Annotated in this window: 29 protein-coding genes and 1 other RNA gene; 23 read left to right on the top strand and 7 right to left on the bottom strand. The window is 57.9% G+C overall.

The window, feature by feature from the left end; all coding sequences use genetic code 11:
* Nucleotides 1–46 precede the first annotated feature (46 nt).
* From LA321_RS04825 to npr, 10 genes are all read left to right on the top strand, one after another.
* Nucleotides 47–1042, top strand: coding sequence for a KpsF/GutQ family sugar-phosphate isomerase (locus tag LA321_RS04825; RefSeq protein ID WP_042070887.1), 996 nt, complete (start codon nucleotides 47–49; stop codon nucleotides 1040–1042).
* Nucleotides 1042–1596: a 3-deoxy-manno-octulosonate-8-phosphatase KdsC gene (gene kdsC / locus LA321_RS04820; protein ID WP_042070885.1), complete on the top strand. Its 555-nt coding sequence runs from the start codon at nucleotides 1042–1044 to the stop codon at nucleotides 1594–1596. The genes LA321_RS04825 and kdsC overlap by 1 nt, the downstream gene beginning before the upstream one ends.
* The gene (gene lptC / locus LA321_RS04815) at nucleotides 1593–2153 is read left to right on the top strand and encodes an LPS export ABC transporter periplasmic protein LptC (RefSeq protein WP_026456113.1); all 561 of its coding nucleotides are present in this window, start codon (nucleotides 1593–1595) and stop codon (nucleotides 2151–2153) included. The genes kdsC and lptC overlap by 4 nt, the downstream gene beginning before the upstream one ends.
* Nucleotides 2140–2667 (top strand): lipopolysaccharide transport periplasmic protein LptA, encoded by a 528-nt coding sequence (gene lptA, locus LA321_RS04810; RefSeq protein WP_026456112.1) that lies wholly within the window; start codon nucleotides 2140–2142, stop codon nucleotides 2665–2667. The genes lptC and lptA overlap by 14 nt, the downstream gene beginning before the upstream one ends.
* 3 nt (nucleotides 2668–2670) lie before the next feature.
* Nucleotides 2671–3396: an LPS export ABC transporter ATP-binding protein gene (gene lptB / locus LA321_RS04805; RefSeq protein WP_026456111.1), complete on the top strand. Its 726-nt coding sequence runs from the start codon at nucleotides 2671–2673 to the stop codon at nucleotides 3394–3396.
* Between the two features lie 65 nt (nucleotides 3397–3461).
* Nucleotides 3462–4901: an RNA polymerase factor sigma-54 gene (locus LA321_RS04800; RefSeq protein WP_042070883.1), complete on the top strand. Its 1440-nt coding sequence runs from the start codon at nucleotides 3462–3464 to the stop codon at nucleotides 4899–4901.
* 21 nt (nucleotides 4902–4922) lie between these two features.
* Nucleotides 4923–5210: a ribosome hibernation promoting factor gene (gene hpf, locus LA321_RS04795; RefSeq protein ID WP_005336323.1), complete on the top strand. Its 288-nt coding sequence runs from the start codon at nucleotides 4923–4925 to the stop codon at nucleotides 5208–5210.
* A gap of 2 nt (nucleotides 5211–5212) precedes the next feature.
* The gene (gene ptsN / locus LA321_RS04790) at nucleotides 5213–5659 is read left to right on the top strand and encodes a PTS IIA-like nitrogen regulatory protein PtsN (RefSeq protein ID WP_005336322.1); all 447 of its coding nucleotides are present in this window, start codon (nucleotides 5213–5215) and stop codon (nucleotides 5657–5659) included.
* 45 nt (nucleotides 5660–5704) lie between these two features.
* Nucleotides 5705–6571, top strand: coding sequence for an RNase adapter RapZ (gene rapZ, locus LA321_RS04785; RefSeq protein WP_042070881.1), 867 nt, complete (start codon nucleotides 5705–5707; stop codon nucleotides 6569–6571).
* A 20-nt stretch (nucleotides 6572–6591) separates the two neighbouring features.
* Entirely contained in the window at nucleotides 6592–6864 is a 273-nt protein-coding gene (npr, locus tag LA321_RS04780) for a PTS phosphocarrier protein NPr (RefSeq protein ID WP_026456107.1), read from the top strand.
* 121 nt (nucleotides 6865–6985) lie between these two features.
* On the opposite strand, the gene degS is transcribed toward npr, so the two are convergent.
* The 3 genes from degS to LA321_RS04765 form a co-directional block, all read right to left on the bottom strand.
* On the bottom strand, nucleotides 6986–8089 hold the full coding sequence (degS, locus tag LA321_RS04775; RefSeq protein WP_026456106.1) for an outer membrane-stress sensor serine endopeptidase DegS: 1104 nt from the start codon (nucleotides 8087–8089) through the stop codon (nucleotides 6986–6988).
* A gap of 90 nt (nucleotides 8090–8179) precedes the next feature.
* Nucleotides 8180–9541 (bottom strand): Do family serine endopeptidase, encoded by a 1362-nt coding sequence (locus LA321_RS04770; RefSeq protein WP_026456105.1) that lies wholly within the window; start codon nucleotides 9539–9541, stop codon nucleotides 8180–8182.
* An 81-nt stretch (nucleotides 9542–9622) separates the two neighbouring features.
* Nucleotides 9623–10003, bottom strand: coding sequence for a YhcB family protein (locus LA321_RS04765; RefSeq protein WP_042070879.1), 381 nt, complete (start codon nucleotides 10001–10003; stop codon nucleotides 9623–9625).
* 139 nt (nucleotides 10004–10142) lie between these two features.
* Here LA321_RS04765 and zapE point away from each other — a divergent pair, with 139 nt between their 5' ends.
* The 8 genes from zapE (at nucleotide 10143) to LA321_RS04725 (ending at nucleotide 16315) form a co-directional block, all read left to right on the top strand.
* Nucleotides 10143–11237 (top strand): cell division protein ZapE, encoded by a 1095-nt coding sequence (gene zapE, locus LA321_RS04760; RefSeq protein WP_042070877.1) that lies wholly within the window; start codon nucleotides 10143–10145, stop codon nucleotides 11235–11237.
* 266 nt (nucleotides 11238–11503) lie between these two features.
* The gene (rplM, locus tag LA321_RS04755) at nucleotides 11504–11932 is read left to right on the top strand and encodes a 50S ribosomal protein L13 (RefSeq protein WP_026456103.1); all 429 of its coding nucleotides are present in this window, start codon (nucleotides 11504–11506) and stop codon (nucleotides 11930–11932) included.
* A gap of 15 nt (nucleotides 11933–11947) precedes the next feature.
* Nucleotides 11948–12340, top strand: coding sequence for a 30S ribosomal protein S9 (gene rpsI / locus LA321_RS04750; RefSeq protein ID WP_005336286.1), 393 nt, complete (start codon nucleotides 11948–11950; stop codon nucleotides 12338–12340).
* A gap of 294 nt (nucleotides 12341–12634) precedes the next feature.
* Nucleotides 12635–13225, top strand: a complete 591-nt coding sequence (gene petA, locus LA321_RS04745) for a ubiquinol-cytochrome c reductase iron-sulfur subunit (protein WP_042025048.1) — start codon at nucleotides 12635–12637, stop codon at nucleotides 13223–13225.
* Nucleotides 13226–13227: 2 nt separating this feature from the next.
* Nucleotides 13228–14445 (top strand): cytochrome b, encoded by a 1218-nt coding sequence (locus LA321_RS04740; RefSeq protein WP_042070875.1) that lies wholly within the window; start codon nucleotides 13228–13230, stop codon nucleotides 14443–14445.
* Nucleotides 14442–15176: a cytochrome c1 gene (locus LA321_RS04735; protein WP_042070873.1), complete on the top strand. Its 735-nt coding sequence runs from the start codon at nucleotides 14442–14444 to the stop codon at nucleotides 15174–15176. Before LA321_RS04740 ends, LA321_RS04735 begins: the two co-directional genes overlap by 4 nt.
* Before the next feature lie 87 nt (nucleotides 15177–15263).
* The gene (gene sspA, locus LA321_RS04730; RefSeq protein ID WP_026456153.1) at nucleotides 15264–15893 is read left to right on the top strand and encodes a stringent starvation protein SspA; all 630 of its coding nucleotides are present in this window, start codon (nucleotides 15264–15266) and stop codon (nucleotides 15891–15893) included.
* Complete coding sequence (locus LA321_RS04725) at nucleotides 15890–16315, top strand: ClpXP protease specificity-enhancing factor (protein WP_042025050.1); 426 nt, start codon at nucleotides 15890–15892, stop codon at nucleotides 16313–16315. The genes sspA and LA321_RS04725 overlap by 4 nt, the downstream gene beginning before the upstream one ends.
* Nucleotides 16316–16356: 41 nt before the next feature.
* On the opposite strand, the gene dolP is transcribed toward LA321_RS04725, so the two are convergent.
* From dolP to LA321_RS04705, 4 genes are read right to left on the bottom strand one after another with little or no spacing between them, the layout of a single operon-like run.
* Nucleotides 16357–16935: a division/outer membrane stress-associated lipid-binding lipoprotein gene (gene dolP, locus LA321_RS04720; RefSeq protein ID WP_026456152.1), complete on the bottom strand. Its 579-nt coding sequence runs from the start codon at nucleotides 16933–16935 to the stop codon at nucleotides 16357–16359.
* Nucleotides 16936–16939: 4 nt separating this feature from the next.
* Nucleotides 16940–17530 (bottom strand): D-sedoheptulose-7-phosphate isomerase, encoded by a 591-nt coding sequence (locus LA321_RS04715; protein WP_026456151.1) that lies wholly within the window; start codon nucleotides 17528–17530, stop codon nucleotides 16940–16942.
* A gap of 9 nt (nucleotides 17531–17539) precedes the next feature.
* Nucleotides 17540–17911 carry a YraN family protein gene (locus LA321_RS04710; RefSeq protein WP_026456150.1) on the bottom strand — a complete coding sequence of 124 codons (372 nt, stop codon included), beginning with the start codon at nucleotides 17909–17911 and terminating at the stop codon, nucleotides 17540–17542.
* A complete protein-coding gene (locus LA321_RS04705) occupies nucleotides 17853–19640 on the bottom strand; it encodes a penicillin-binding protein activator (RefSeq protein WP_042070871.1) in 1788 nt (595 codons plus the stop codon). Before LA321_RS04705 ends, LA321_RS04710 begins: the two co-directional genes overlap by 59 nt.
* A gap of 199 nt (nucleotides 19641–19839) precedes the next feature.
* On the opposite strand from LA321_RS04705, the gene rsmI reads away from it, so the two are divergent.
* The 5 genes from rsmI to fliP all read left to right on the top strand — a co-directional run bounded on the left by rsmI (nucleotide 19840) and on the right by fliP (nucleotide 23345).
* On the top strand, nucleotides 19840–20673 hold the full coding sequence (rsmI, locus tag LA321_RS04700; protein WP_041210140.1) for a 16S rRNA (cytidine(1402)-2'-O)-methyltransferase: 834 nt from the start codon (nucleotides 19840–19842) through the stop codon (nucleotides 20671–20673).
* A gap of 61 nt (nucleotides 20674–20734) precedes the next feature.
* Nucleotides 20735–21120: RNase P RNA component class A (rnpB, locus tag LA321_RS04695), an RNA gene on the top strand.
* Nucleotides 21121–21346: 226 nt separating this feature from the next.
* On the top strand, nucleotides 21347–22225 hold the full coding sequence (gene lfiM, locus LA321_RS04690; protein WP_026456148.1) for a lateral flagellar motor switch protein LfiM: 879 nt from the start codon (nucleotides 21347–21349) through the stop codon (nucleotides 22223–22225).
* A gap of 8 nt (nucleotides 22226–22233) precedes the next feature.
* Nucleotides 22234–22611, top strand: a complete 378-nt coding sequence (lfiN, locus tag LA321_RS04685; RefSeq protein WP_026456147.1) for a lateral flagellar motor switch protein LfiN — start codon at nucleotides 22234–22236, stop codon at nucleotides 22609–22611.
* Nucleotides 22611–23345: a flagellar type III secretion system pore protein FliP gene (gene fliP / locus LA321_RS04680; protein ID WP_042025052.1), complete on the top strand. Its 735-nt coding sequence runs from the start codon at nucleotides 22611–22613 to the stop codon at nucleotides 23343–23345. The genes lfiN and fliP overlap by 1 nt, the downstream gene beginning before the upstream one ends.
* Nucleotide 23346 lies beyond the last annotated feature (1 nt).

Raw genomic sequence — 23346 nt, 5'->3', positions numbered from 1 at the left:
CTTTTTTATAATCCCGCAGCTAATTTCGGCCCGGAGCTGTGTCTTTATGTCTGTAAAGCCTGAGAAAGTGTCTAAACTGTTCGATTTTCGTCGCAGTGCCCGCGCGGTGCTGGACACGGAAAAGCAAGCGATTGATGGACTCTACCAGTATCTGAATGACGCCTTCGACAAGGCGTGCGAGATGGTGCTGCGTTGTGGTGGCAAGATAGTGGTCACAGGGATGGGCAAGTCTGGCCATATCGGCAGCAAGATTGCCGCGACCCTGGCCAGCACCGGCACTCCCGCCTTCTTCCTCCATCCGGGGGAAGCCAGCCATGGGGATCTGGGGATGATTTCCACAGGCGACCTCATTATCGCCATCTCCAACTCGGGCGAGAGCGACGAGATCCTGGCCCTGCTGCCGGTGCTCAAGCGCCGCGGCATACCGCTCATCTGCATGACCGGCAACCCCGCTTCTACCATGGCCAAGGAGGCCAATGTGCACCTGTGCATCAAGGTGGAAAAAGAGGCTTGTCCGCTCGGACTCGCCCCCACCTCCAGCACCACCGCGACGCTGGTGATGGGGGATGCGCTGGCGGTGGCCCTGCTGGAAGCGCGCGGTTTCACCGCCGATGACTTTGCTCTCTCCCATCCGGGCGGGTCGCTGGGCAAGCGCTTGTTGCTGCGGGTCGGCGATCTGATGCACAGTGGTGATCTGTTGCCCCAGGTTTCTATTGATGCCACCATCAGCGAGGCGTTGCTGGAGGTGAGCCGCAAAGGACTCGGCATGACGGCGGTGGTCGATCAGCACGGTCTGCTGGCGGGACTCTTTACCGATGGCGACCTGCGCCGCATTCTCGATCAGCAGGTGGACATCCATCACACCCCGATCAGCCGCGTGATGACCGCCAACTGTGTTACCGTAGGGCCGGAAATGATGGCGGCGGAAGCCGTCAAACTGATGGAAACCAGAAAGATCAACGGATTACTGGTGGTGGATGGAGACAAGCGCCCGCTGGGTGCCTTCAACATGCACGACCTGCTGAAAGCCGGAGTAATTTGATGCAAAACGTACCGACCCTTTATGGTCCGGTGACGCGCAGCCAGTATGACAAGGCGGCGCAAATCCGCCTGCTGGTGTGCGATGTGGATGGGGTACTCTCCAATGGCCTCATCTATATGAGTAACAACGGCGAGGAGCTGAAGACCTTCTGTACCCGCGATGGTGCAGGCATGCGTGCGCTGCTCAACGCCGGGATCGAGATCGCCATCATCACGGGGCGCAATTCCCGCATCGTCAGTGATCGGATGAAGAGTCTCGGAGTGAATCACGTGGTGCAGGGGGCGGACAAGAAATTGCCCCACTTCGAGGCATTGCTGGCCAAGCTGGGCCTGGATGCGTCGCAGGCCGCCTACATGGGTGATGACACCATAGATCTGCCGGTGATGGAGGCTTGTGGCCTTGGTATTGCGGTAGCCGATGCCCATCCTCTGGTCTTGCGCCGGGCCGACATGGTGACCCGCCTGGCTGGCGGCACAGGTGCGGTGCGCGAGGTATGCGACCTGATCCTGCAGGCCCAGGGGCACGAAGATTACCAGCCTGAGGCATCGGTATGAACAGACAGACCCTGTTGTTTGCCCTGCTGTTTCTGGTTGCCTTGGTCGCCTGGCAGTTGAGCAAGGTGGAGCTGGTGCCGGAGAGCACGGTAAAAACCGAGCATTATCAGCCGGATTTTGTCGCCAAAGAGTTGGTGACCACCCGTTTCGATGTGAACGGCAAGCGTACCGAACGGTTGGAGTCGGCCTATGCCGAGTACTACCAGATCATCGAGCAGGCGACATTCGACAAGCCCGTCGTCTACATGTTCGATGACAAGGGGGAGGCTGAATGGAAAGTCACAGCCGACACTGGTGTGCTCAACACCGATGACAACGTGATCATGCGGGACAAGGTGCATCTGGACGGTCTGCTGCCCACCTCCTTCATCTCCACGCTCGATACTCCCTATCTGGAGTTGGACCTGGTGACCCAGGATGTGCGTAGCAACCGGGAAGTGAAGATTTTGGGTCAGGATTTCCAGACCGAAGGGGTTGGCCTGAAAGGCCATCTGGACCGCAAATATTTTGAGTTACTGGATCAAGGTCATGCCATCTATTTCAATGAAAAACGTTAATCTGGCCCTCGCAGCCCTGTTGTTCTGCGGTGTTGTGACCGCCAAAGAGTCCGACTTTGCCGAGAAGGTCTATGTCGATGCCATCAAACAGGTGGCCGAGATGCAGGATAATCGCGTCACCTTCGAGCAGGATGTGATCATCACTCAGGGCACTATCAAGATTAAGGCCGACAAGGTGGTTGTGACCCGCTCCGGCGAGAAAGGGGCCGAGGTGATGACCGCTTATGGCAAGCCCGCTACCTTCTTCCAGATCCTGGACAACGGCAAGCCGGTTAACGCCCACGGCAACAGCATTCGCTACGAGTTGAAGAAGCGCCTAGTGACCATCACCGGCAATGGCCAGCTCAAGCAGGAAGATAGTCAGGTCAATGGTGACCTGATCCGCTACGACATCGTTAAACAGAAGATGATCGCCGAGAGCAAGACACCGAACCAGCGGGTCAAAACCGTCTTCCTGCCAGATCAGGTAGAGAATTTCGACAAGCCGGCCGATCAGCAGACCCAGGGAAAATAAGCCATGGCAGTATTGAAAGCAGTGGGCCTGCAGAAGAGCTACAAGCGCCGCATGGTGGTCAGTGATGTGAGTCTGGAGGTTGGCACAGGCCAGATCGTCGGCTTGCTCGGGCCCAACGGTGCCGGCAAGACGACCTCGTTTTACATGATCGTCGGTCTGGTGCAGCGGGACGCTGGTCTCATTACCATCGATGATCAGGATATCAGCCTGCAGCCCATGCACGTGCGTGCCCGCAACGGCATCGGCTATCTGCCGCAGGAAGCCTCGATTTTCCGCCGTCTCTCGGTGTTCGACAACCTGATGGGAGTCATGCAGACTCGCAAGGGGTTGAGTCGCGAGGAGCGGGAAGACAAGGTCGAACAGCTGCTGGAAGAGTTCAACATCACCCACATCCGCGACAACCTGGGTCAGAGTTTGTCTGGTGGCGAGCGGCGCCGGGTCGAAATTGCCCGCGCCCTGGCGGCGGAGCCGCGCTTTATCCTGCTGGATGAGCCGTTTGCCGGTGTGGATCCCATTTCTGTGATAGACATCAAGAAGATCATCCAGCACCTGAAAGATAGGGGGCTGGGCGTCTTGATCACCGACCACAACGTCAGAGAGACTCTGGACGTATGTGAGAAGGCCTATATCGTCAGCCACGGCCAGATGATTGCTGAAGGTGCGCCGGCTGATATCCTCGCCGATGAGCAGGTCAAGCGCGTCTATTTGGGCGATCAATTCAGTCTATAGTAAGGGGGCATGCCTTCATTTCCTTTGCCGCGTGCCTCGCTGAACATAAGGATATCCCGACGTAGATGAAGCCGACATTACAGTTGCGTCTCGGTCAATCCCTGACCATGACGCCGCAATTACAACAAGCGATTCGTCTGCTCCAGCTCTCCTCTCTGGAACTTCAGCAGGAAATTCAGCAAGCGCTCGAAAACAATCCCCTGCTGGAGCAGGAAGAGAGCGAGGTGCAGGAGACATCCCCGCAAGATCAGGTTGATGCCAGCCAGCTGGATTCCAGCGATGCCATGGCCCAGGATCAGATGCCGGACGAGTTGCCGGTCGATACGACCTGGGACGAGGTCTATTCCGCGGGGACGGCCCAGAGTGCCGGACCCATCCATGATGGGGATGACACCGTCTACCAGGGGGAGACCACCGAGAACCTGCAGGACTACCTGTTGTGGCAGATGCGCCTCACCCCGTTCAGCGATGTGGATGCCGCCATCGCGCTTGCCATCATAGATGCCATCGACGAATCCGGTTATCTGACAGTGTCGCTGGAAGATATTCAGGCGGCGGTGAGCAGCGACGAAGTGGAGGTCGAACTCGATGAAATCGAGGTCGTGCTCAAGCGGGTGCAACACTTCGATCCCGTGGGAATTGCCGCCCGTTCGGTGCAGGAGTGTCTGCTGATCCAGCTGGAACAGTACGACCCCGAGACTCCCTGGATCAGTGAGGCCAAGGAGGTGATCCAGGAGCACATGGATCTGCTTGGCAATCGCGATTACCGCACCCTGGCCCGCAAGACCCGGCTCAAGGAGAGCGACCTCAAGGAGGTGCTGGATCTGATCCAGCTGCTGGAGCCGCGGCCGGGCAACGGCATCATCCAGAGCGACTCCCAGTACGTGATCCCGGACGTCTCCGTAGTCAAACGGCAGAATCGCTGGGTGGTTGAACTCAATCCCGATTCATCCCCGCGCATTCGGGTCAACGAGACCTATGCCGCTATGGCACGTAATGCCCGTAGCAGCACGGATACCCAGTTTATCCGCTCCCACTTGCAGGAAGCCAAGTGGTTCATCAAGAGCCTTGAGAGCCGTAACGACACCCTGTTGAAAGTGGCCAGCTGCATCGTCGAGCAGCAACAGGGCTTTTTCGAATATGGTGAAGAGGCGATGAAGCCGATGGTGCTCAACGATATCGCCGAAGCGGTGGAAATGCACGAGTCGACCATCTCCCGTGTAACAACCCAGAAATACATGCATACCCCCCGCGGTATTTTCGAACTGAAGTTTTTTTTCTCCAGCCATGTGAATACAGAAGGAGGAGGAGAGTGCTCATCGACCGCAATCCGTGCGCTCATCAAGAAGCTGGTGACGGCGGAGAACCCCGCCAAGCCGCTAAGTGATAGCAAGATCGCGGATTTGCTGGCCGAACAGGGTATTATGGTGGCTAGACGCACGATCGCTAAGTACCGCGAATCCCTGTTTATCCCACCTTCCAATCAGCGCAAACGCCTGGTTTAGGCAAAACAAAAGGATGACGTTATGCAAATTAACCTGACCGGACACCATGTCGAGATTACCGAAGCTCTGCGTGATTATGTGAATAACAAATTTGCCAAACTCGAGCGTCACTTCGACCACATCAACAACGTGCATGTGGTGCTGAGCGTGGAAAAACTGAACCAGATCGCCGAAGCCAAACTGCATGTCAGTGGCGGTGAGGTCTTCGCCAACTCCGAGCATGCCGATATGTATGCCGCGATAGATACCCTGCTCGACAAGCTGGACAGGCAGATCATCAAGCATAAAGACAAGTTAAATAAAAAATAACCATGCAACTTGAACACATACTGAGTCGGGACTGCACCAAGAGTGCAGTCCCTTGTACTAGCAAGAAACGGGCCCTCGAAATCATCAGCGAGCTGGCCGCCGAGCGCCTGGGCACCTCACGCCAGGCGCTGTTTGAATGCTTGCTGGCCCGCGAAAAAATGGGCAGTACCGGGATCGGTGCCGGTATCGCGATCCCTCATGGTCGTATCGACGATGAATTTCCGCCCACCGCTATTCTGATGACGTTTGCCGATCCCATCCCTTTCGACTCCATCGACAATCAACCGGTTGACCTGCTGTTTGCTCTGCTGGTACCGGAAAGCGAGTGCAAACAGCATCTCAAGACCCTTTCCCTGATGGCCTCCAAGCTGGGTGACAAGGCGGTATGCCGCCAGTTACGCCAGGCAACCAGCGATGAAGAGCTCTATCAGATCATGACCTCAGCCTGATATACAGGCCAGGATCACACACCCGTTTTGGCGTGAGGGAACAAGATGCAGTTAATCGTGGTAAGTGGACGCTCGGGCTCCGGTAAAACCGTAGCCCTGAGGGTATTGGAAGATCTGGGTTATTACTGTGTGGACAACCTGCCGGTCAACCTGTTGCCCCAGCTGATCGTTTCGGTCGAGAGCCAGTACGACAAGCTGGCAGTCAGCATAGACGTGCGCAACTTGCCGAATGATTCGGAAAAACTGGAGAATCTGCTGGCTCAGGTGCGCAACGAGGGCAGGGTCGAGTTTGCCAGCTTCTTCTTCGATGCCGACAACACCACGCTGCTCAAACGATATGGCGAGAGCCGCCGTCTGCACCCCTTGTCGCGCAACAAACTGTCGTTGGACGAGGCGATCCGGGAAGAGACCCATCTGCTGGCGCCGATCTCCTCAACTGCCGATCTGCGTATCGATACCACCAGCCTCAGCATTCACGACTTGAGCGAGCTCATCAAGACCCGGGTGCTCGGCAAGAAAGAGAACGAGTTGGTGCTGGTGTTCGAGTCGTTCGGTTTCAAATATGGCATACCCAAGGATGCCGATTTCGTGTTCGACGCTCGCTTCCTGCCCAATCCGCACTGGATCCCCGAGCTCAAGCCTTTTACCGGTAAGGATGAGCCGGTGGCCAGCTACCTCTCGGCCCAGGCGGACGTGATGCTATTCACCCAGCAAATCGAACACATGCTGGTGACCTGGCTCCCCCATCTGGAGCGTAACAACCGCAGCTATCTCACGGTCGGCATCGGCTGTACCGGGGGCCAGCACAGATCGGTATTCATCGCCGAACGCCTGGCCAACTCCTTCCGGCAGCTCGGCAAGAACGTGCAAATTCGCCACCGCACCCTCGACAAGAGCAGCTCCCAAGCGTGATGCCCCAATAGGACGACCTGATGACAGTTTCCGCCTCGGTTGAAGTGAAGAACAAGCTGGGTATCCACGCTCGGCCAGCCATGATGCTGTTCGAGCTGGTACAGGGTTTTGATGCCCATGTGCTGCTGCGCAATGAGGACGGTGTGGAGGCTGATGCCGACAGTGTGATTGGCCTGCTGATGCTGGACTCTGCCCAGGGCCGCCAAGTGGAGGTTCAGGTGGAGGGCCCCGACGAGGTGGAGGCCCTAGCTGCCGTGGTCGCGTTGTTTACGTCCGGTTTCAACGAAGAGTAATCGCTCAGTCTTCTGGCGTATGAGACGCCACGCATAAGGAGAATACCTGCGGCTTCTCAGGTATTCTCTCTCCTTCCCACTCCGCTATCTCCTGCCGTCGACATCCTGCGTGTACAGCACCCTAGCGGGTTGCCCGCTTCTGGTAGCGCAGGTCTTCTTCTATGGTGACCACGACTTCGAGCGGCTTGCCCTCACGAAATACCGAGATGGTGAGCTTGGTGCCCGGGCGACTCTCGACAATCTTGTCCATGGCAGCCCGAACGCCGCTGATGGCCTCGCCGTTGATCTTGAGCAGTACATCTCCCCGCTTCAGACCTCCCTTGCTGGCCGGGCCGTTGGGATCCAGGCTCTCCACCACCAGGCCTCGCAGATCGCCCAGGTTCATCATGCGGGCGACGATGGGGTTGATCTCGACGCTGGAGACACCGAGGTAGCCACGGATGACCCGACCGTTGGCGATCAGCTCATCCATGATCCGCTTGGCCAGCCGGTAGGGGATGGCGAAGCTGATGCCGTAAGTCTCCTGATTGCCGTTGAGGTGATAAGTAGCGGTGTTGATCCCCACCAGATCGCCACGACCATTGACCAGAGCCCCGCCCGAGTTGCCCTCATTGATGGCGGCATCGGTCTGCAGCAGATCCTGGCGGCCATTGCTGTCGGGTCCCATGCTGGAGAGCCCGGCGCGCCCGGTCGCGCTGATGATGCCTTGAGTGATGGTTTGGCCAACGTTGTAGGGGTTGCCGATGGCAAGCACCACATCCCCCACCTCAGGCTGCCGTTCCGGATCTTGAGGGATCACCGGCAGATTGTCCGCTTCGATATAGAGTACGGCGAGATCGGTCAGCTGATCGGTACCGACCAGCTCGGCGCTGAATACCCGGCCATCCTGCAGTGCGACGATGATCTGGTCGGCATCGGCAATGACGTGATAATTGGTCAGCACGTAACCGCGGGAAGTCATGATGACGCCGGAGCCCAGCCCCTGTGGGCGCAGTTCCCCCTGATTCCCCTGATTGGCGGCAAAGCTGCGGGTGTAGATATTCACGACGGCAGGGCCGGCGCGATGGGCGGCGTAGGAGAAGCTCAACTCGCGGGCATTGGTGATGAGACCGGGTAGCTGGGCCCCCCCACGAAAATTGGGAAACAACACAAGCAGCAGCGCCGCGACGGTCAAACCGAAGCCGATGGACTTGCCCAAGTAACTGACTAAAGGGGGGATTTTCATGTCATTCTCATCCGTACAGGCTGCGGGCAGAGAATAACATCATCGGTGGATAAAAATCACCCGCGGCGAATGCCGCGGGTGGGGGAGGGATTAGCGGATCACCAGATAGAGTGAAGAGTCACCCCGCTGGATATTGAGTGCCAGCACGTCAGGTTTGTTCTTGAGTGCTTTGGTCAGCTCGCCCAGTGTGTTGATCCGCAGGCGGTTGACTCCGATGATGATGTCACCTTTCTGCAAGCCCGAAGCCGCCGCAGGCGAGCGTGGGTCGATATCGGCCACGGCGACGCCGGAAACAGGTTCTGTAGTGGTGCTCAGCTTGGCCCCTTCCAGTGCCGGATGCAGGGCGCTGGCCAGGATCTCGCTATCATCTGCCTTCTTCAGGGTAACCTTGACGGTCTGCTCTTTTCCGTCGCGGATAAGGCCGAGGGCAACCTGCTTGTCGGCACCCATGGTCGCGATCTTGGCGCGCAGCTCACCAAACGAACGGATGGCTTTGCCATCGATGCTGACGATGATGTCGCCAGCCTTGATGCCGGCCTTGGCTGCAGCAGAGTCAGGCATGACCTGGTTGACGAAGGCGCCATCTTTCTTGTTGTAACCGAAGGTCTTGGCAATCTCCGAAGTGAGCTCGGTGCCGGTGATCCCCAGTTGGCCACGACGCACTTCACCGTACTTGATGATCTGCTCGGAGAGGTTGCGCACCATGTTGGACGGAATGGCAAAGCCGATGCCGATGTTGCCACCGTTGGGGCCCAGGATGGCGGTGTTGATACCGATAAGCTCGCCACGCAGGTTGAGCAGGGCGCCACCCGAGTTGCCGGAGTTGATGGCCGCATCGGTCTGGATGAAGTTCTCCAGATTTTCGATGTTGAGGCCGCTACGGCCCAGGGCGCTGACAATACCCGAGGTCACGGTCTGGCCCAGCCCAAACGGGTTGCCGATGGCCAGCGCATAGTCGCCGACTCGCAGCTCGTCGGAGTCGGCAAACTTGATCTGCACCAGATCGTCGGCCTTGATTTGCAGCAGAGCGATATCGGACTGCTTGTCTTCACCAATCTTCTTGGCGGCGTACTCGCGGCCATCCTTCAGGTTGACCTTGATCTCGTCCGCTTCGTGTACCACGTGAGCATTGGTGATGACATAGCCTTTCTTGGCATCGATGATGACGCCGGAGCCCAGCGCCTGGAACGGCTGCTCGCTCACTTGCTCGTCAGGCATGTTGGGGCCAAAGAAGAAACGGAACTGTTCCGGCAGACGCTGACGGGTCACTTTCTTGCCGGAGACGGAGATATTGACCACGGCAGGGGTAACTTGCTCAAGAACCGGTGCCAGGCTCGGCATCTCCTGGTTAGATTCGAACAGGGAAGGCATTGCAGCCTGTGCAGGGGCCGCAGACATGGCGATACCGACACTGAGGGCTAGCACACTGAGCATGGAAAGAGGTTTACGCATATGAAAAACAGCTCCCAGAAAAAGTTGCATTGCAATCGTCAAGGTCAGACCACAGGGCTGGCGGATTAGTTCCGCGAGGCACTAGCTTGTTTGCTTGAGCAAACCGGAAGAGGCTCCGGCATAGTCACGGGGAGGAATGCCGGGTTCAGTCTCGGTGCTGGTTTGCGTTTCTTCTACCGGCGGCTCACGGAACAGGGGTTCTTGAGCCTTGGCCAGGAACTTGCTCTGCTCTGCCATGTGGCGGTAGAGGGTCTGATATTGCTCGGCCAGTTGCTCCATCAGCGCCGCACTGTCGGCGAAGTGGGTATTGATTTGGCCCTGATAACTTTCGAGCTCTTTGTGGGCCTTCTTCAGTTCCTGTTCCAGACGGCCGGCATCACGGCTACGTACCGAGAAACGGCCGATGATGATACCGATGATCAGGGCCGCGACAGCCAGCAGGATCCCAGTTAACAGACTCATAGATGCTCCTTGTTACAGCTAAAACAGTGTGTTGATTCGGTTGAACAAACCGCCATGCCTGGTTGGCACTATACCGTGCGTCCCGAGGCCGTGATACCATTTTGTCCTCTATTCAGGGACTTGGAGAGGCACATCAAGGATGACACCGCAGCAAAAATATCAGCAGGATCTGCTGCGTCCGGGTTTTCAGGCCGACCCCGCCCAGCGTATGGCGATCAGCAGGCTGGAGCGACTGTATCAGGATTTGCAGCGGCGCCCGACTCCGACCAGATCCGGCGGACTGTTGGGCTGGCTGCAAAAGCCGAAACCGCCCGAGCCCATCCAGGGTATCTATATGTGGGGCGGTGTCGGCAGAGGCAAGACTTGGCTGATGGATACTTTTTTCGAGAGCCTGCCGGGTGAGCGTAAACTGCGCTGCCATTTTCACCGTTTCATGCACCGCATCCACGATGAACTTAATGCATTGAACGGCCAGACCGATCCACTCAAGCAGATTGCCAGCAAGCTCGCCAGCGAGACGGATATCATCTGTTTCGATGAGTTTTTCGTCTCCGACATTACAGACGCCATGTTGCTGGGCACCCTGTTTCAGGAACTGTTTGGCCACGGCGTAGTGCTGGTCGCTACGTCTAATATTCCTCCGCAAGAGTTATATCGCAATGGACTGCAACGAGCCCGTTTTCTGCCTGCCATCGCGCTGATCGAGCGTCATTGCGAGATACTTAATGTGGATGGCGGCATCGACTATCGCTTGCGAACCCTGGAGCAGGCCGAGATCTATCACTGTCCGCTGGATCTACAGGCAAAATCGAACCTTGAGCGTTATTTCCAGCAATTAACAGGTGGTCACGAGGCCCGGGTGGGGGATCTTGAGATCAATCATCGCCAGCTGGTGTCGCTGGGGATGGGGGAAGGGGTGCTTTACATGGAGTTCGAGCAACTTTGCTGTACTCCCCGCTCCCAGAACGACTACATAGAACTGGCCAAGTTGTTTCACACCGTCTTGCTGGCCAACGTTCAGCCAATGGGAGCTGGTACGGATGACGCGGCCCGCCGCTTCATCGCCATGGTAGATGAATTCTATGAACGGCACGTCAAGCTCATCATGTCGGCAGCTGTTCCCATGGCGGATCTCTATGGTGAAGGGCTGCTGAATTTCGAATTCCAACGCTGTCTTTCACGGCTTCAGGAAATGCAATCGCACGAATACCTTGCAAGAGTGCACCTTCCTTAGTCACAATACCGCGCCTGCCAGTCGGATGGGCATCTGCGGCAGGTAGGGCCGGGCGACATTTGCTAGCTTCATGGCAGTGAAATTAGCAGGTGATATTTAAGGCAACTTCACTTATAATCGCCCGGCCCACGTTACAGCTGTCGATAAGACAGCAACACTTTAAGCTTTACTTGTATTCGAAGGGGTACAGGTAGGCCATCGTTTGTTGTTTGTGGGAGAGCCCCCATAAGCAATTGGGTCTGTAACAGGTAATTGGGTTTAACTTAATGAAAACTTTCGTTGCCAAGCCAGAAACCGTAAAACGTGACTGGTACATTGTGGACGCAGAAGGTAAAACTCTGGGTCGTATCGCAACCGAGATCGCTGCTCGTCTGCGTGGTAAGCACAAAGCTGAGTACACTCCGCACGTTGACACCGGTGACTACATCATCGTTGTAAACGCCGAGAAGGTACGTGTAACCGGTAACAAAACTACCGATAAAATGTACCACGCTCACTCCGGTTTCCCGGGTGGTATCAAGTCCATCAGCTTCGACAAGCTGATTCAGCGTAAACCGGAAATGGTAATCGAAGCTGCTGTTAAAGGCATGCTGCCGAAAGGTCCTCTGGGCCGTGCCATGTTCCGTAAACTGAAAGTTTACGCAGGCGCCGAGCACGCTCATGCTGCTCAGCAACCTCAAGTACTGGATATCTAATCGGGAACTGGCAACATGGCAGAAAATCAATACTACGGTACCGGCCGTCGCAAAAGCTCCACTGCTCGCGTATTCATCAAAGCGGGCAGCGGTAAGATCGTAATCAACCAGCGCTCCCTGGAGCAGTACTTCGGCCGTCCGACTGCCCGCATGGTAGTTCGTCAGCCGCTGGAACTGGTTGAGATGACCGAGAAACTGGATCTGTACATCACCGTTAACGGTGGTGGCATCTCCGGTCAAGCTGGTGCGATCCGCCACGGTATCACTCGTGCTCTGATGCAGTACGACGAAACCCTGCGTTCCGAACTGCGTAAAGCTGGCTTTGTTACTCGTGATGCCCGTAAGGTTGAGCGTAAGAAAGTTGGTCTGCACAAAGCTCGTAAGCGTCCGCAGTACTCCAAGCGTTAATTCGCTTCTGGTACTCACTCTTTCGAGTGTCAAAAAAGCCTGGCGATTGCCAGGCTTTTTTTATTGGTAATATTACCGATATCAATGCTAACCACAGGTCACAAAAGACAAAAAATTGTTTCTTTATTGTTTTCATTGCTCACCGCTCTTTCTTGTCAAGTTGTTATCTTTTCTTTAAAATTTCCCCTGTTTTCTGTGGCAATTGTAACTCCAGCTTCCGCCGCTGTTGTCACGGAGAAATGGGGAACAGGGACACTATAAGAATGCGCGGAGTCCACATGGGAGAGTTTTTGGATGAGCAATGCGCCAGTTGATACCGGTCGCCGCAGATTTCTTACCTGGTCAACGGTTGCCGTTGGTGGGGTAGGAGCTGCTTTTACCGCAGTGCCGTTTATAAAATCATGGAACCCGAGTGCCAAGGCAAAAGCCGCCGGTGCTCCGGTCGAAGTCGATATCAGCAAGTTGGAACCGGGCCAGCTCATCCGTGTCGAGTGGCGTGGCAAGCCGGTCTGGGTGGTCAACCGTACCAAGCAGACGCTGGATGCCCTGGCCGCTCATGATGACAAGTTGCGCGATCCCGCTTCTGATGAGCCTCAGCAGCCCGATTATGCCCACAACGGTTACAGATCCATCAAACCCGAGATCTTCGTGGCCGTCGGGATCTGTACTCACCTCGGCTGCTCACCGACCTACTTGCCTGACAGCTTTGGCGAACAGGTGCAGGGCGTCACCTCCGGGTTCTTCTGCCCGTGCCACGGCTCCAAGTTCGATATGGCCGGTCGTGTGTTCCAGGGGGTACCCGCACCGCTCAACCTGGTCGTGCCGCCCTATCAATTCATTAATGACACCACCATCCTGGTCGGTGCCGATGGCAAGGAGGCCTGATCATGTTGAGTAAACTGATGGGCTGGATCGACTATCGATTCCCGCTCACTGCCATGTACAACGATCACATGGCCAAGTACCCGGCACCGAAGAACCTGAACTTCTGGTACTTCTTCGGCTCCCTCGCCATGTTGGTGCTGGTCAACCAGATCATCACCGGCATCTGGCTGACCATGAACTACAACCCCTCGGCGGAAGGTGCTTTTGCCTCCGTTGAGTACATCATGCGGGATGTGGAATATGGCTGGTTGCTGCGTTACATGCACTCCACCGGGGCTTCCGCCTTCTTCGTGGTAGTCTATCTGCACATGTTCCGTGGCATGATCTACGGCTCCTACCAGAAGCCGCGCGAGCTGCTGTGGATCTTCGGCATGTTGATCTTCCTGGTGCTGATGGCCGAGGCTTTCATGGGCTATCTGCTGCCGTGGGGCCAGATGTCCTTCTGGGGAGCCCAGGTCATCATCTCGCTGTTTGGTGCCATTCCGGTCATCGGTGACGACCTGACTCTGTGGATCCGTGGTGACTACGTCATCTCAGGTGCCACCCTGAACCGCTTCTTTGCGCTGCACGTCATCGCCCTGCCGCTGGTACTGGTGATGCTGGTGGCGATGCACATCCTGGCGCTGCACGAAGTTGGCTCCAACAACCCGGATGGCATCGACATCAAGAAGCACAAGGATGCCAACGGTTGGCCGCTGGATGCGGTGGCGTTCCACCCCTACTTCACCGTCAAGGACATGATCGGTGTGGCGGGCTTCCTGTTCTTCTTCTGCGCCATCATTTTCTTCAAGCCGGATATGTGGGGTTACTTCCTTGAGAAGCCGAACTTTGAAGTGGCGAATGGTCTGAAGACCCCGGCGCATATCGCTCCGGTGTGGTATTTCACCCCCTTCTACGCCATTTTGCGTGCGGTTCCTGACAAGCTGTTCGGGGTCATCATGATGGGTCTTTCCATCGTGGTGCTGTTCCTGTTGCCCTGGCTGGATCGCTGCAAGGTGCGCTCGGTGCGTTACCGCAGCAAGCTGCACAAGCTGAACATTGCCCAGTTCGTGGTCTGCTTCATCATCCTGGGTGTACTGGGTGTGTTGCCCTCGACCCCGACTCTGACACTGGTTGCCCAGATCTGTACCCTGGGTTACTTCGGGTTCTTCGTCCTGTTGTTCTTCTACAGCAAAAACGAACACACCAAGCCGCTGCCGGAAAGGGTGACATTCAAATGAAAAAAATAATATTTGCAGTGCTGGCCCTGTTACCCTGCCTGGCGGTCGCGGCAGGGGGCAATTTCCCGCTGGACAAGGCCCATTACGAACTGGATGACAAGGCCTCGTTGCAGCGTGGTGCCGCCACCTTCATGAACTACTGTGCCGGATGCCACTCTACCCAGTACCAGCGTTACAACCGGGTTGCCGCGGATCTCGGGATCCCCGAGGATCTGATGAAAGCCAACCTCATCTTTACAGATGCCAAGGTCGGTGATCTGATGAAGAGCGCCATGTCCGAGAAAGATGCTGCCAAGTGGTTTGGTGCCCCGCCCCCCGATCTGACGCTGGTGGCCCGTGTTCGCGGGGCAGACTGGATTTACACCTATCTGCGCTCCTTCTACGTCGATCCGACCCGTCCGTTCGGGGTGAACAACGCAGTTTTCCCGTCCGTGGGCATGCCCCATGTGCTGGAGCCGCTGCAGGGCACACCGCGCGCCGAGTTTACGACACATACTGTCGATGGCGTCGAAACCCAGCAGGTTGTCAGCATCAAATCTGACGGCAATGGTGAAATGGATAACGAAGAGTATGATCAGACGGTGCTGGATCTGGTAAACTTCTTGGTCTACTCGGCTGAACCGGTACAACAGGAGCGTGAACGCATGGGCTTCTGGGTGCTTGGATTCATCGTGATCTTCTTCATCTTCACTGTGCTGTTGAAGAAGGAATTCTGGCGCGACGTTCACTAAGCGACCAGATACGGGTAATATAATGCACGGCAATGAAGTCCAAGATGCTTCATTGCCGTTTCTGCTTTTAAATGAGGGGAGGGTTCAATGGCTGTAGCTGCCAATAAGCGTTCGGTTATGACGCTGTTTTCCGGTGCCAACGATATGTTCAGCCATCAGGTGCGTATTGTCCTGGCGGAGAAGGGTGTTAGCGTGGATATTTGCCAGGTTGACCCAAACAATCTGCCGGATGAGCTGGCCGAGCTGAACCCGTACAACTCAGTACCGACTCTGGTAGACCGTGAGCTGGCGCTCTATACCTCGCGCATCATCATGGAGTATCTGGACGAGCGTTTCCCGCATCCGCCCTTGATGCCCGTCTACCCGGTTGCCCGCGGTAACAGCCGTCTGATGATGCACCGCATCGAGCTGGACTGGTACTCTCTGGCCGACAAGATCATGGCCGGTACCGATGCTGACGCTGCGCGCAACGAGCTGCGGGACAACCTGCTGGCCATCGCGCCGATCTTCGGTGAAATGCCCTATTTCATGAGCGAAGAGTTCGGTCTGGTGGATTGCTACATGGCCCCGCTGCTGTGGCGTCTGCCGAGCCTGGGTATCGATCTGACCGGTCGTGGCGCCAAGGAGCTGAAAGCATACATGGTCCGCCTGTTTGAGCGTGAGTCCTTCCAGGCCTCCCTGACCGAAGCCGAGCGCGAGATCCGTGCCGGCGTATGAGCATGGAACCGACAATGACGCCGAGCCGCCCGTACCTGTTACGGGCGTTCTATGACTGGTTGCTGGACAACGATCTGACCCCTCATCTGGTGGTCAACGTCAATATTCCCCATGTGATGGTGCCGATGCAGTTTGCCCAGGATGGCCAGATTGTGTTGAATATCGCGCCTCGTGCCGTGATGCAGTTCCACATGGATAATGATGCCATCAGCTTTAGTGCCCGCTTCGGTGGCGTAGCCCAGCAGGTCTACATCCCGATGGCGGCCGTACTGGCCATTCATGCCCGGGAAAACGGTGTGGGGACTCTGTTCCCGCCGGAGCCTGGCTATGATCTTTGGCTGGAGCAGGCCGAGGAGCCGGTAGAGCCGGACCCTGAGCCGCCACGCCCGAGCGGCAAGCCGACGCTGAAAGTCATCAAATAAAAAACGCAGCCAACTGGCTGCGTTTTTTTATGGGCACGGTATCAGTTCTGGGCGTATTCGAATGCCTTTATGACGCGCTTCACGCCGCTGACATGGCGAGCGATATTGACCGCCTGCTCTCCCTCCTCGCGGGTCACCAGACCGATGAGGAACACTTCGCCATTCTCTGTCACGACCTTGACCTTGGCGCTGTCGAAGTTTTTGGCGGCAAACATGTCGGCTTTCACCTTGGAGGTGATCCAGGAGTCGTTGCTGCGGGTAGTGAAGCTGGCGGGCTCACCCAGACGCAGTTCGTTGTAGACATGGCGAACGCCGTCAATGCGCCCGACGATCTTACCGGCTTCCAGCTTGTAGGCTTCGGAAGGAGTCTGACCAACCAGCAGCACCCGGGCATTGTTGCTGTAGACGCTGATCTTGCTGGCTGCGCTCAGTGGCTTGTTGTCAGCCAGCAGGTTGGCTGCTTTCAGCTCTATGGTCTGATCATCCCACTGGGCACCCAGGGTGCGCCGGTCGCCGGACACCTTGGCGGTACCCGCGGCACCACCGACGACGACGGCAGCACAACCTTGCAGCAGCAGGGAGCCGGTCAGCAGACCCAGCATGAGTAACTTCTTGTTCATGGTTTCAATCTTCCTGTTGCGGGAAAAGAGTCTGGTCGATGAGATCACACAGGCAGTGCAGGGTCAACAGGTTCACCTCCAGAATGCGAGGACGGCGGGCAGATGGCACCCGGATCTCCACGTCATTGGGCCCCAGCAGACCGGCCATCTCGCCGCCATCGCCCCCGCTCAGCACCACTATAGTCATGTCTCGTGACAGGGCGGCTTCGGCGGCCTTGATCAGGCTGCGACTGTGGCCCGAGGTGGTAATGGCGACCAGGATGTCGCCTGGTTGGCCCAGGGCGCGGATCTGCTTGGCATACACCTCTTCGAAGCCGTGGTCGGTCGCGATGGCGCTGATGGTGGCCATGTCGGGGGTGAGCGCCATGCCAGGCAGGGAAGGGCGCTGGGTTTCGTAGCAGTTGACCAGCTCTGAGATGAACAGCTGGGCCAGGGCGGCAGAGGGACCATTACCGCATGCCAGCACCTTGTGGCCATTGAGCAGACAGATGGTGATCATCTGGGCTGCCGTATGGATGGCATCCGGCAGCGCCTCGGCGGCGGCAATCTTGGTCTGGATGCTTTCGGTGTAGTTCTCTTTGATGCGGTCAGTCATAGGGTCCTCTTAAAATGCGTTCTGGAACCAGTCGGGCTGGTCGCCCTCAAACGCAATCACATCGAATCGGCAGGCCTGGTTGGCCTCGTTGATGGCATGTTGCTTCAAATAGTGGCGCGCGGCCAGCTTGATCTTCTGTTGCTTGGTGCGGGTGACCGAGCTGGCGGCCCCGCCATGGCTGGTGGTGGCGCGGTATCTTACCTCAACAAACACCAGGGTCTGGCCCTGGTGCATGATGAGATCGATCTCGCCGCCACGGCAGCGGTAGTTGCGCGCGGCAAGTTGCAGGCCGCGCGCGGTCAGCCAGCGCTCGGCCTGCTGTTCAAAGTACTGTCCCTTGCTCGTCGCTGACGGGAACAGGTTCTGCCACTGCTGGTTCATCCACGCCAATGCTCTCTTCATTGGAAGGGGCCTCCAGTTGCGGGGCTGCGTTGTCATCGACCAGCTTGCCATTCCGGTAAGTGCCCCAGTTCAGCGTTCTGATGATGTTGCCCTTGGCATCCACGCTCAGCTGTCCGCTCATGCCTGCTTGCTGCATGGTGCCGAGCTTGCGCATCTGCGGCAGGTTTTCAGCCAGGCTGATGGCATCATAGCCCATGGCAAACAGGCGCAGCAGGTCTCCCTGGGTCTGTGGCCAGAGCAGGGCGATCTGCTCGCGTTCCTTCTCGAAACCGCCCAGCAGCAGCGGCATCTCGCCGATATGCAGGCCGTTGAGCTCGGAGGCGACCTCGGTGGCGGCGCTGTCATAGCCACGGGAACCGGTATAGATGGGCAGGCTGCCCATCGGATTGACCGAGATGTCCACGTAGGGCTTGATCATCCGGGTTTCCAGGCTGTTGGCCACAACATAGACGGCATCGATGCTGCGCGGGGCCGCATCGGAGAGCTGCACCACTTCACCGGCGCGGGCGGTGGAACGGCCGCTCAGGGCGTTTTTCACCATGCCCTGCACCTCGTTGCGGGCGCCAAAGGTGGCGACCACGGGCTTGTCCTGGCTCAGGGTGGCCCAGGTCTGCTCGAACGCCTTGATGCTGCTGTAGCCGATCCGCCCCTGGGCGGCGATCAGCAACGGCTTGCGGTAGCCCTGGCCATAGAGGTACTGGGCGGCCTGGGCGGCATCGGCTGCGGCCGAGAGGGAGAAGTAGTAGGTGCTGTCATTAACGATCGGCTGATCCAGCTCGTTGAGCGCCAGCACGGGCACGGTCGGGTTGGCCTTGAGCAGCTCGGCGACCCTATCTTTGAGCAGCGGACCAATGATCATGTCCGCCCCTTCCTGGATCGCCTGCTTGTAGAGCTCTGCGGTCGATTTGAGCTGGGTGTCGTAGAAGTTCAGGGTGAACTGACCCTGGTTCTCCTTGTAGGACATCAGCATGCCGTTGCGAATGGCAGCCCCTTGCGGCTCCAGATTGCCGGAGAGGGGGAGCAGCACTGCAATCTGCTGCACGGTGCCACCGCTGGTGGAGGCCAGATCGCCAAGGCCGGCGGGCATGTCACTCTGGGCAGGGTGGTTCGGGAAGTCACGCTTCCACCCATCCAGCTGGCGGGCCAGCAGGTTCGGCTGGGCGCCAAATTCGTTGACCAGGGCCGCCAGTCGCAGCCAGCCTGTGGTCACGTCGGGGGCAGGGGCCTCTTCCAGCGCCTGCAGGGTGGAGGGGGTCATGCTTTTCAGCAACGACCAGATTTGCTGGTGGTTGGTGGCCAGCTCGCTCTGGGCCAGGTAGGGCTCCATGGCGATGAGAGACTTGGCGGCACCAAACTTGTTGTTGATGTCCAGTTGCAGCACGACTCGCTGGCGATACCAGTTCTTCTGGGTATCGGCATCCAGCGCGACATCCGGCTTGCCTTCCAGCAGGATCAGCGCCTGATTGGCGTGCCCCTGGGCCAGCAACAGATGAGCCTGCAGCAGTTGCAGCTGGGCCTTCTGCTCTGGACTTTGCGCCTGTTTCTGCAACTGCTGGAACAGGGCTGCAGCCGGCTTGCTCTGGCCGAGCGCCAGATAGCTGCGCGCCGCCAGCATCTGCCAGGTGAAGGCTTCAGCCGGCTTGGCCGGGTCCACCTGCTCCAGATACCACTGGGCGTTCTTGGTGATTTCCGAGAAGGCGGACGGCATGCCCGGCTGTCCGGAAGATTGATTGGGCTCCGACGCACAGGCGGCAAGCAGGACTGCCGCGAGTATGATGCCGAAGAGTCGTGATACACTTAGCTGCTTTGTAACCCGGTTCAAGTTCATTCCCCGACCAGTGTTGAAATTCCCCCTAGTGTAAACGGGCCAATATGACGACACAATTGTCGGGGCACTCGGAGATCCCATGAGTGACATCCCAACCCTGTATATAGTCCCCACCCCGATCGGCAATCTGGCGGATATCACCCAGCGGGCCCTCGATACCCTGCGCAGTGTCGACCTGGTGGCCGCAGAAGATACCCGTCATACCGGCATCCTGCTCAGCCACTACCAGATCTCGGTGCCGACCTTCGCCCTGCACGACCACAACGAGCAGCAGAAGGCCGATGTGCTAATCGGTCGTATCAAGGAGGGCAAGAGCGTCGCCTTGGTCTCCGATGCCGGCACCCCGCTCATCAGCGATCCCGGTTACCATCTCGTCACCCGCTGTCGCGAAGCGGGTGTCAAGGTGGTGCCGCTACCTGGCCCCTGCGCCGCCATCACGGCCCTGAGCGCCGCCGGCCTGCCTACCGACCGTTTCGCGTTCGAGGGTTTCCTGCCAGCCAAGAGCAAGGGGCGTGACGATCGGCTGCAGGCGGTCATCGAAGACACCCGCTCCCTGGTGTTCTACGAATCCCCGCGCCGGGTGCAGGACACGGTGGAGGCGATCGCCCGTATCCTCGGTGAACGCCAGGTGGTGGTGTGCCGCGAGCTGACCAAGACCTTCGAGTCGATCCACGGCCTGCCTGCTTCCGAGATGCTGACCTGGCTCGGCGAAGACGAGAACCGCTGTCGTGGCGAAATTGTGCTGGTGGTGGCAGGTGCCAATAAAGAAGAAGAGGAATTGCCGGCCGAGGCGATCCGTACCCTGGGGCTGCTGGTGGCCGAGCTGCCGCTCAAGAAGGCGGCGGCCCTCACCGCCGAGATCCACGGGGTGAAGAAGAACGCCCTCTACAAATACGGTCTCGAACACTATTAATTCCGGTTAACGGGAATTGCCGGTTTACCCGACTCCGTCACGAGGCTATAATCCGCGCCTCGGAGTTGGCCGGGCAGTCGCTGCTTCGTCGTTGTGTCCCTCGGGACAGACGGGCGGAGGGGAGGAAAGTCCGGGCTTCACAGGGCAGGGTGCCAGGTAACGCCTGGGGGGCGCGAGCCTACGACCAGTGCAACAGAGAGCAGACCGCCGATGGCCCGCAAGGGATCAGGTAAGGGTGAAAGGGTGCGGTAAGAGCGCACCGCGCGACTGGCAACAGTTCGTGGCACGGTAAACTCCACCCGAAGCAAGACCAAATAGGCCCCCATTGGCGCGGCCCGCGTTGGGGGCGGGTAGGTTGCTTGAGCCAGCGAGCGATTGCTGGCCTAGAGGAATGATTGCCACCGGGGCAACCCGGTACAGAACCCGGCTTACAGGCCGACTCCGACCCAATTCCCGTGATGCGTCACGACAATCCCGATGCCTGCGGCATCGGGATTTTTTATTGCTTAAAAATTTGTCTCCTGTCATAGCGGAATTTTTGAACTTTCGATTAAAGTTCCAACTTTTTTTAGTCGTAATGATCCGCGTGAACGAACAAGTATCTATCGTGGGCTGGTTTGATGAACGAGCCGGGATCTGTGAAGCGAGATGAAATGGTTAAGGTGGATTTTCAATGACATCAAGCGGCGTAGCGCACACACCTTCCCGCCTGCTCAGTGCGGAGCAGGGGAGAGCCCTTCCTCGTTATGATTTGCTGGGCATAGAGCGGGTCAATCAGGCCCGGCTGAAACAGGTCAATGCCCCCTTGAGCACTTTCTCGCTCCAGGCGGCGAGCTGCATGGCCCAGCTGTTCAACAGTGCCGACTGCGAGCTGGCGTACAGCGAGTTTGCGGCCGAGGCGCCGGCCCGTGGCGCGGCGCCATTGATCTGGGTCGAGGCGAAGACGCCGCTGGATTCGAAACGCATCGTCTATTTCTCCATTTCCCATCAGGTGCTCTACCGCCTGGCGGTGCTGTTTTTTGGCGGTACCCTGCAACCGCAAAAAGAAGAGACTCCCCTCTCAGCCACGCGAGGGGTGACAGATACCGAACAACGCCTGCTGCTGCGCCTGTGCCAATACCAGACCGATATCTGGTCCGCTTGCCTGGGGTTGGGAGATCTGAAGTGGCAGTTGAACGTAGTACAGCCGGACGCGCTGCCTTCCCATCCGTTGCTGGTGACCAGAGCCTCCATGCAGGCCGGCAACATGGCGCACGAATGGCAGATGTGGCTGTTGCCCGCCGAAGAGTCGGTGCAGCCAGCGACTTCCAGCTTGCCGGAGGGGCAGCTGTCCCGCGTCCTGCCTCATGTTCCCGTGCAACTGCGGGTGGTAATGGGGCAGCTCTCTATGACTTTGGCCGATCTGGAGTGTCTCCAGGTGGGAGATGTCTTGTCACTGGAATTGCCCGAGGTCGTTCCGGCCCTGATTGGTGCTCGTCCCTGTTTCAGCGGGCGGATTGCAGAACATAAAGGCAGCCTGGTCTACCAGGTTGCATCGGTGGTAGAGGAGTAAACCGAATCATGAGCGAGCAAACGATGAATGACCCGTTGGACCTGGATGGACTGGATCAGCTGTTTGGCGACGATATCAGCATGCCGAGTGCGGCGGATTACATGGCGCCGACCAGCAACAGCAAGCAGCGGGATCTCTCCTTCTTCCGGCAGATCCCGGTCAAGGTCACCCTGGAAGTGGCCAGTACTGAAGTGCCGCTGGGGGATCTGATGAAAGTCGAGGAAGGGGCCGTGATCGAGCTGGACAAGCTGGCGGGCGAACCGCTGGATGTGCGGGTCAATGGCCGCCTGCTGGCCAAGGGCGAAGTCGTGGTGGTCAACGGCAAGTATGGCCTGCGTCTGGTCGACGTAATCGACACCAACCTGCTGGGTGGCGTCGACGACTGATGCGCTATCTGCCGCTGACCCTGCTGCTGTTTGCACTGCCCGGATGGGGTGCCGACATGACGCTGTTCTCGGTCTCGCCGAGCGCCAGCGGGGGGGAGGACTACAACATCAAGTTGCAGATCCTCTTCTTCATGACCCTGCTCGGGTTGTTGCCGACGCTGTTGCTGATGATGACCAGCTTTACCCGGATCATCATAGTGCTGGCCATTTTGCGTCAGGCGCTGGGTCTGCAGCAGAGTCCACCGAACCGGGTGCTGATCGGCATCAGCCTGATCCTGACCCTGCTCATCATGCGGCCGGTCTGGACCGAGATTTACCAGGATGCCTTCGTTCCCTTCGATCAGAACGAGATCACCCTGTCTGAGGGGGTCGCCCGCGCCGAGAAGCCACTGCGTCGCTTCATGCTGGCCCAGACCCGCGAGCCGGACCTGGAGCAGATGATGCGGATCGCCGGTGAGCCGACCAAGATGGCGAAATCCGAGGTGCCCTTCAGCATACTGCTGCCCGCCTTCGTGCTCAGCGAACTCAATACGGCGTTCCAGATCGGGTTCATGCTGTTTATTCCGTTTCTGGTGATCGATCTGGTGGTGGCCAGCGTGTTGATGGCGATGGGGATGATGATGCTCTCTCCTCTCATCATCTCGTTGCCATTCAAGCTGATGGTATTCGTTCTGGTGGATGGCTGGTCCATGACGGTGGGCACCCTGGCTGCCAGTTTCGGGGGAGGGGGTTGAG

Origin of the sequence: Aeromonas enteropelogenes (assembly GCF_020097295.1) — a bacterium.
In the GTDB taxonomy this organism is placed as follows: domain Bacteria; phylum Pseudomonadota; class Gammaproteobacteria; order Enterobacterales; family Aeromonadaceae; genus Aeromonas; species Aeromonas enteropelogenes.
Note: the sequence above shows the minus strand (reverse complement) of the source record. Positions and strands in the feature narration are given on the sequence as shown.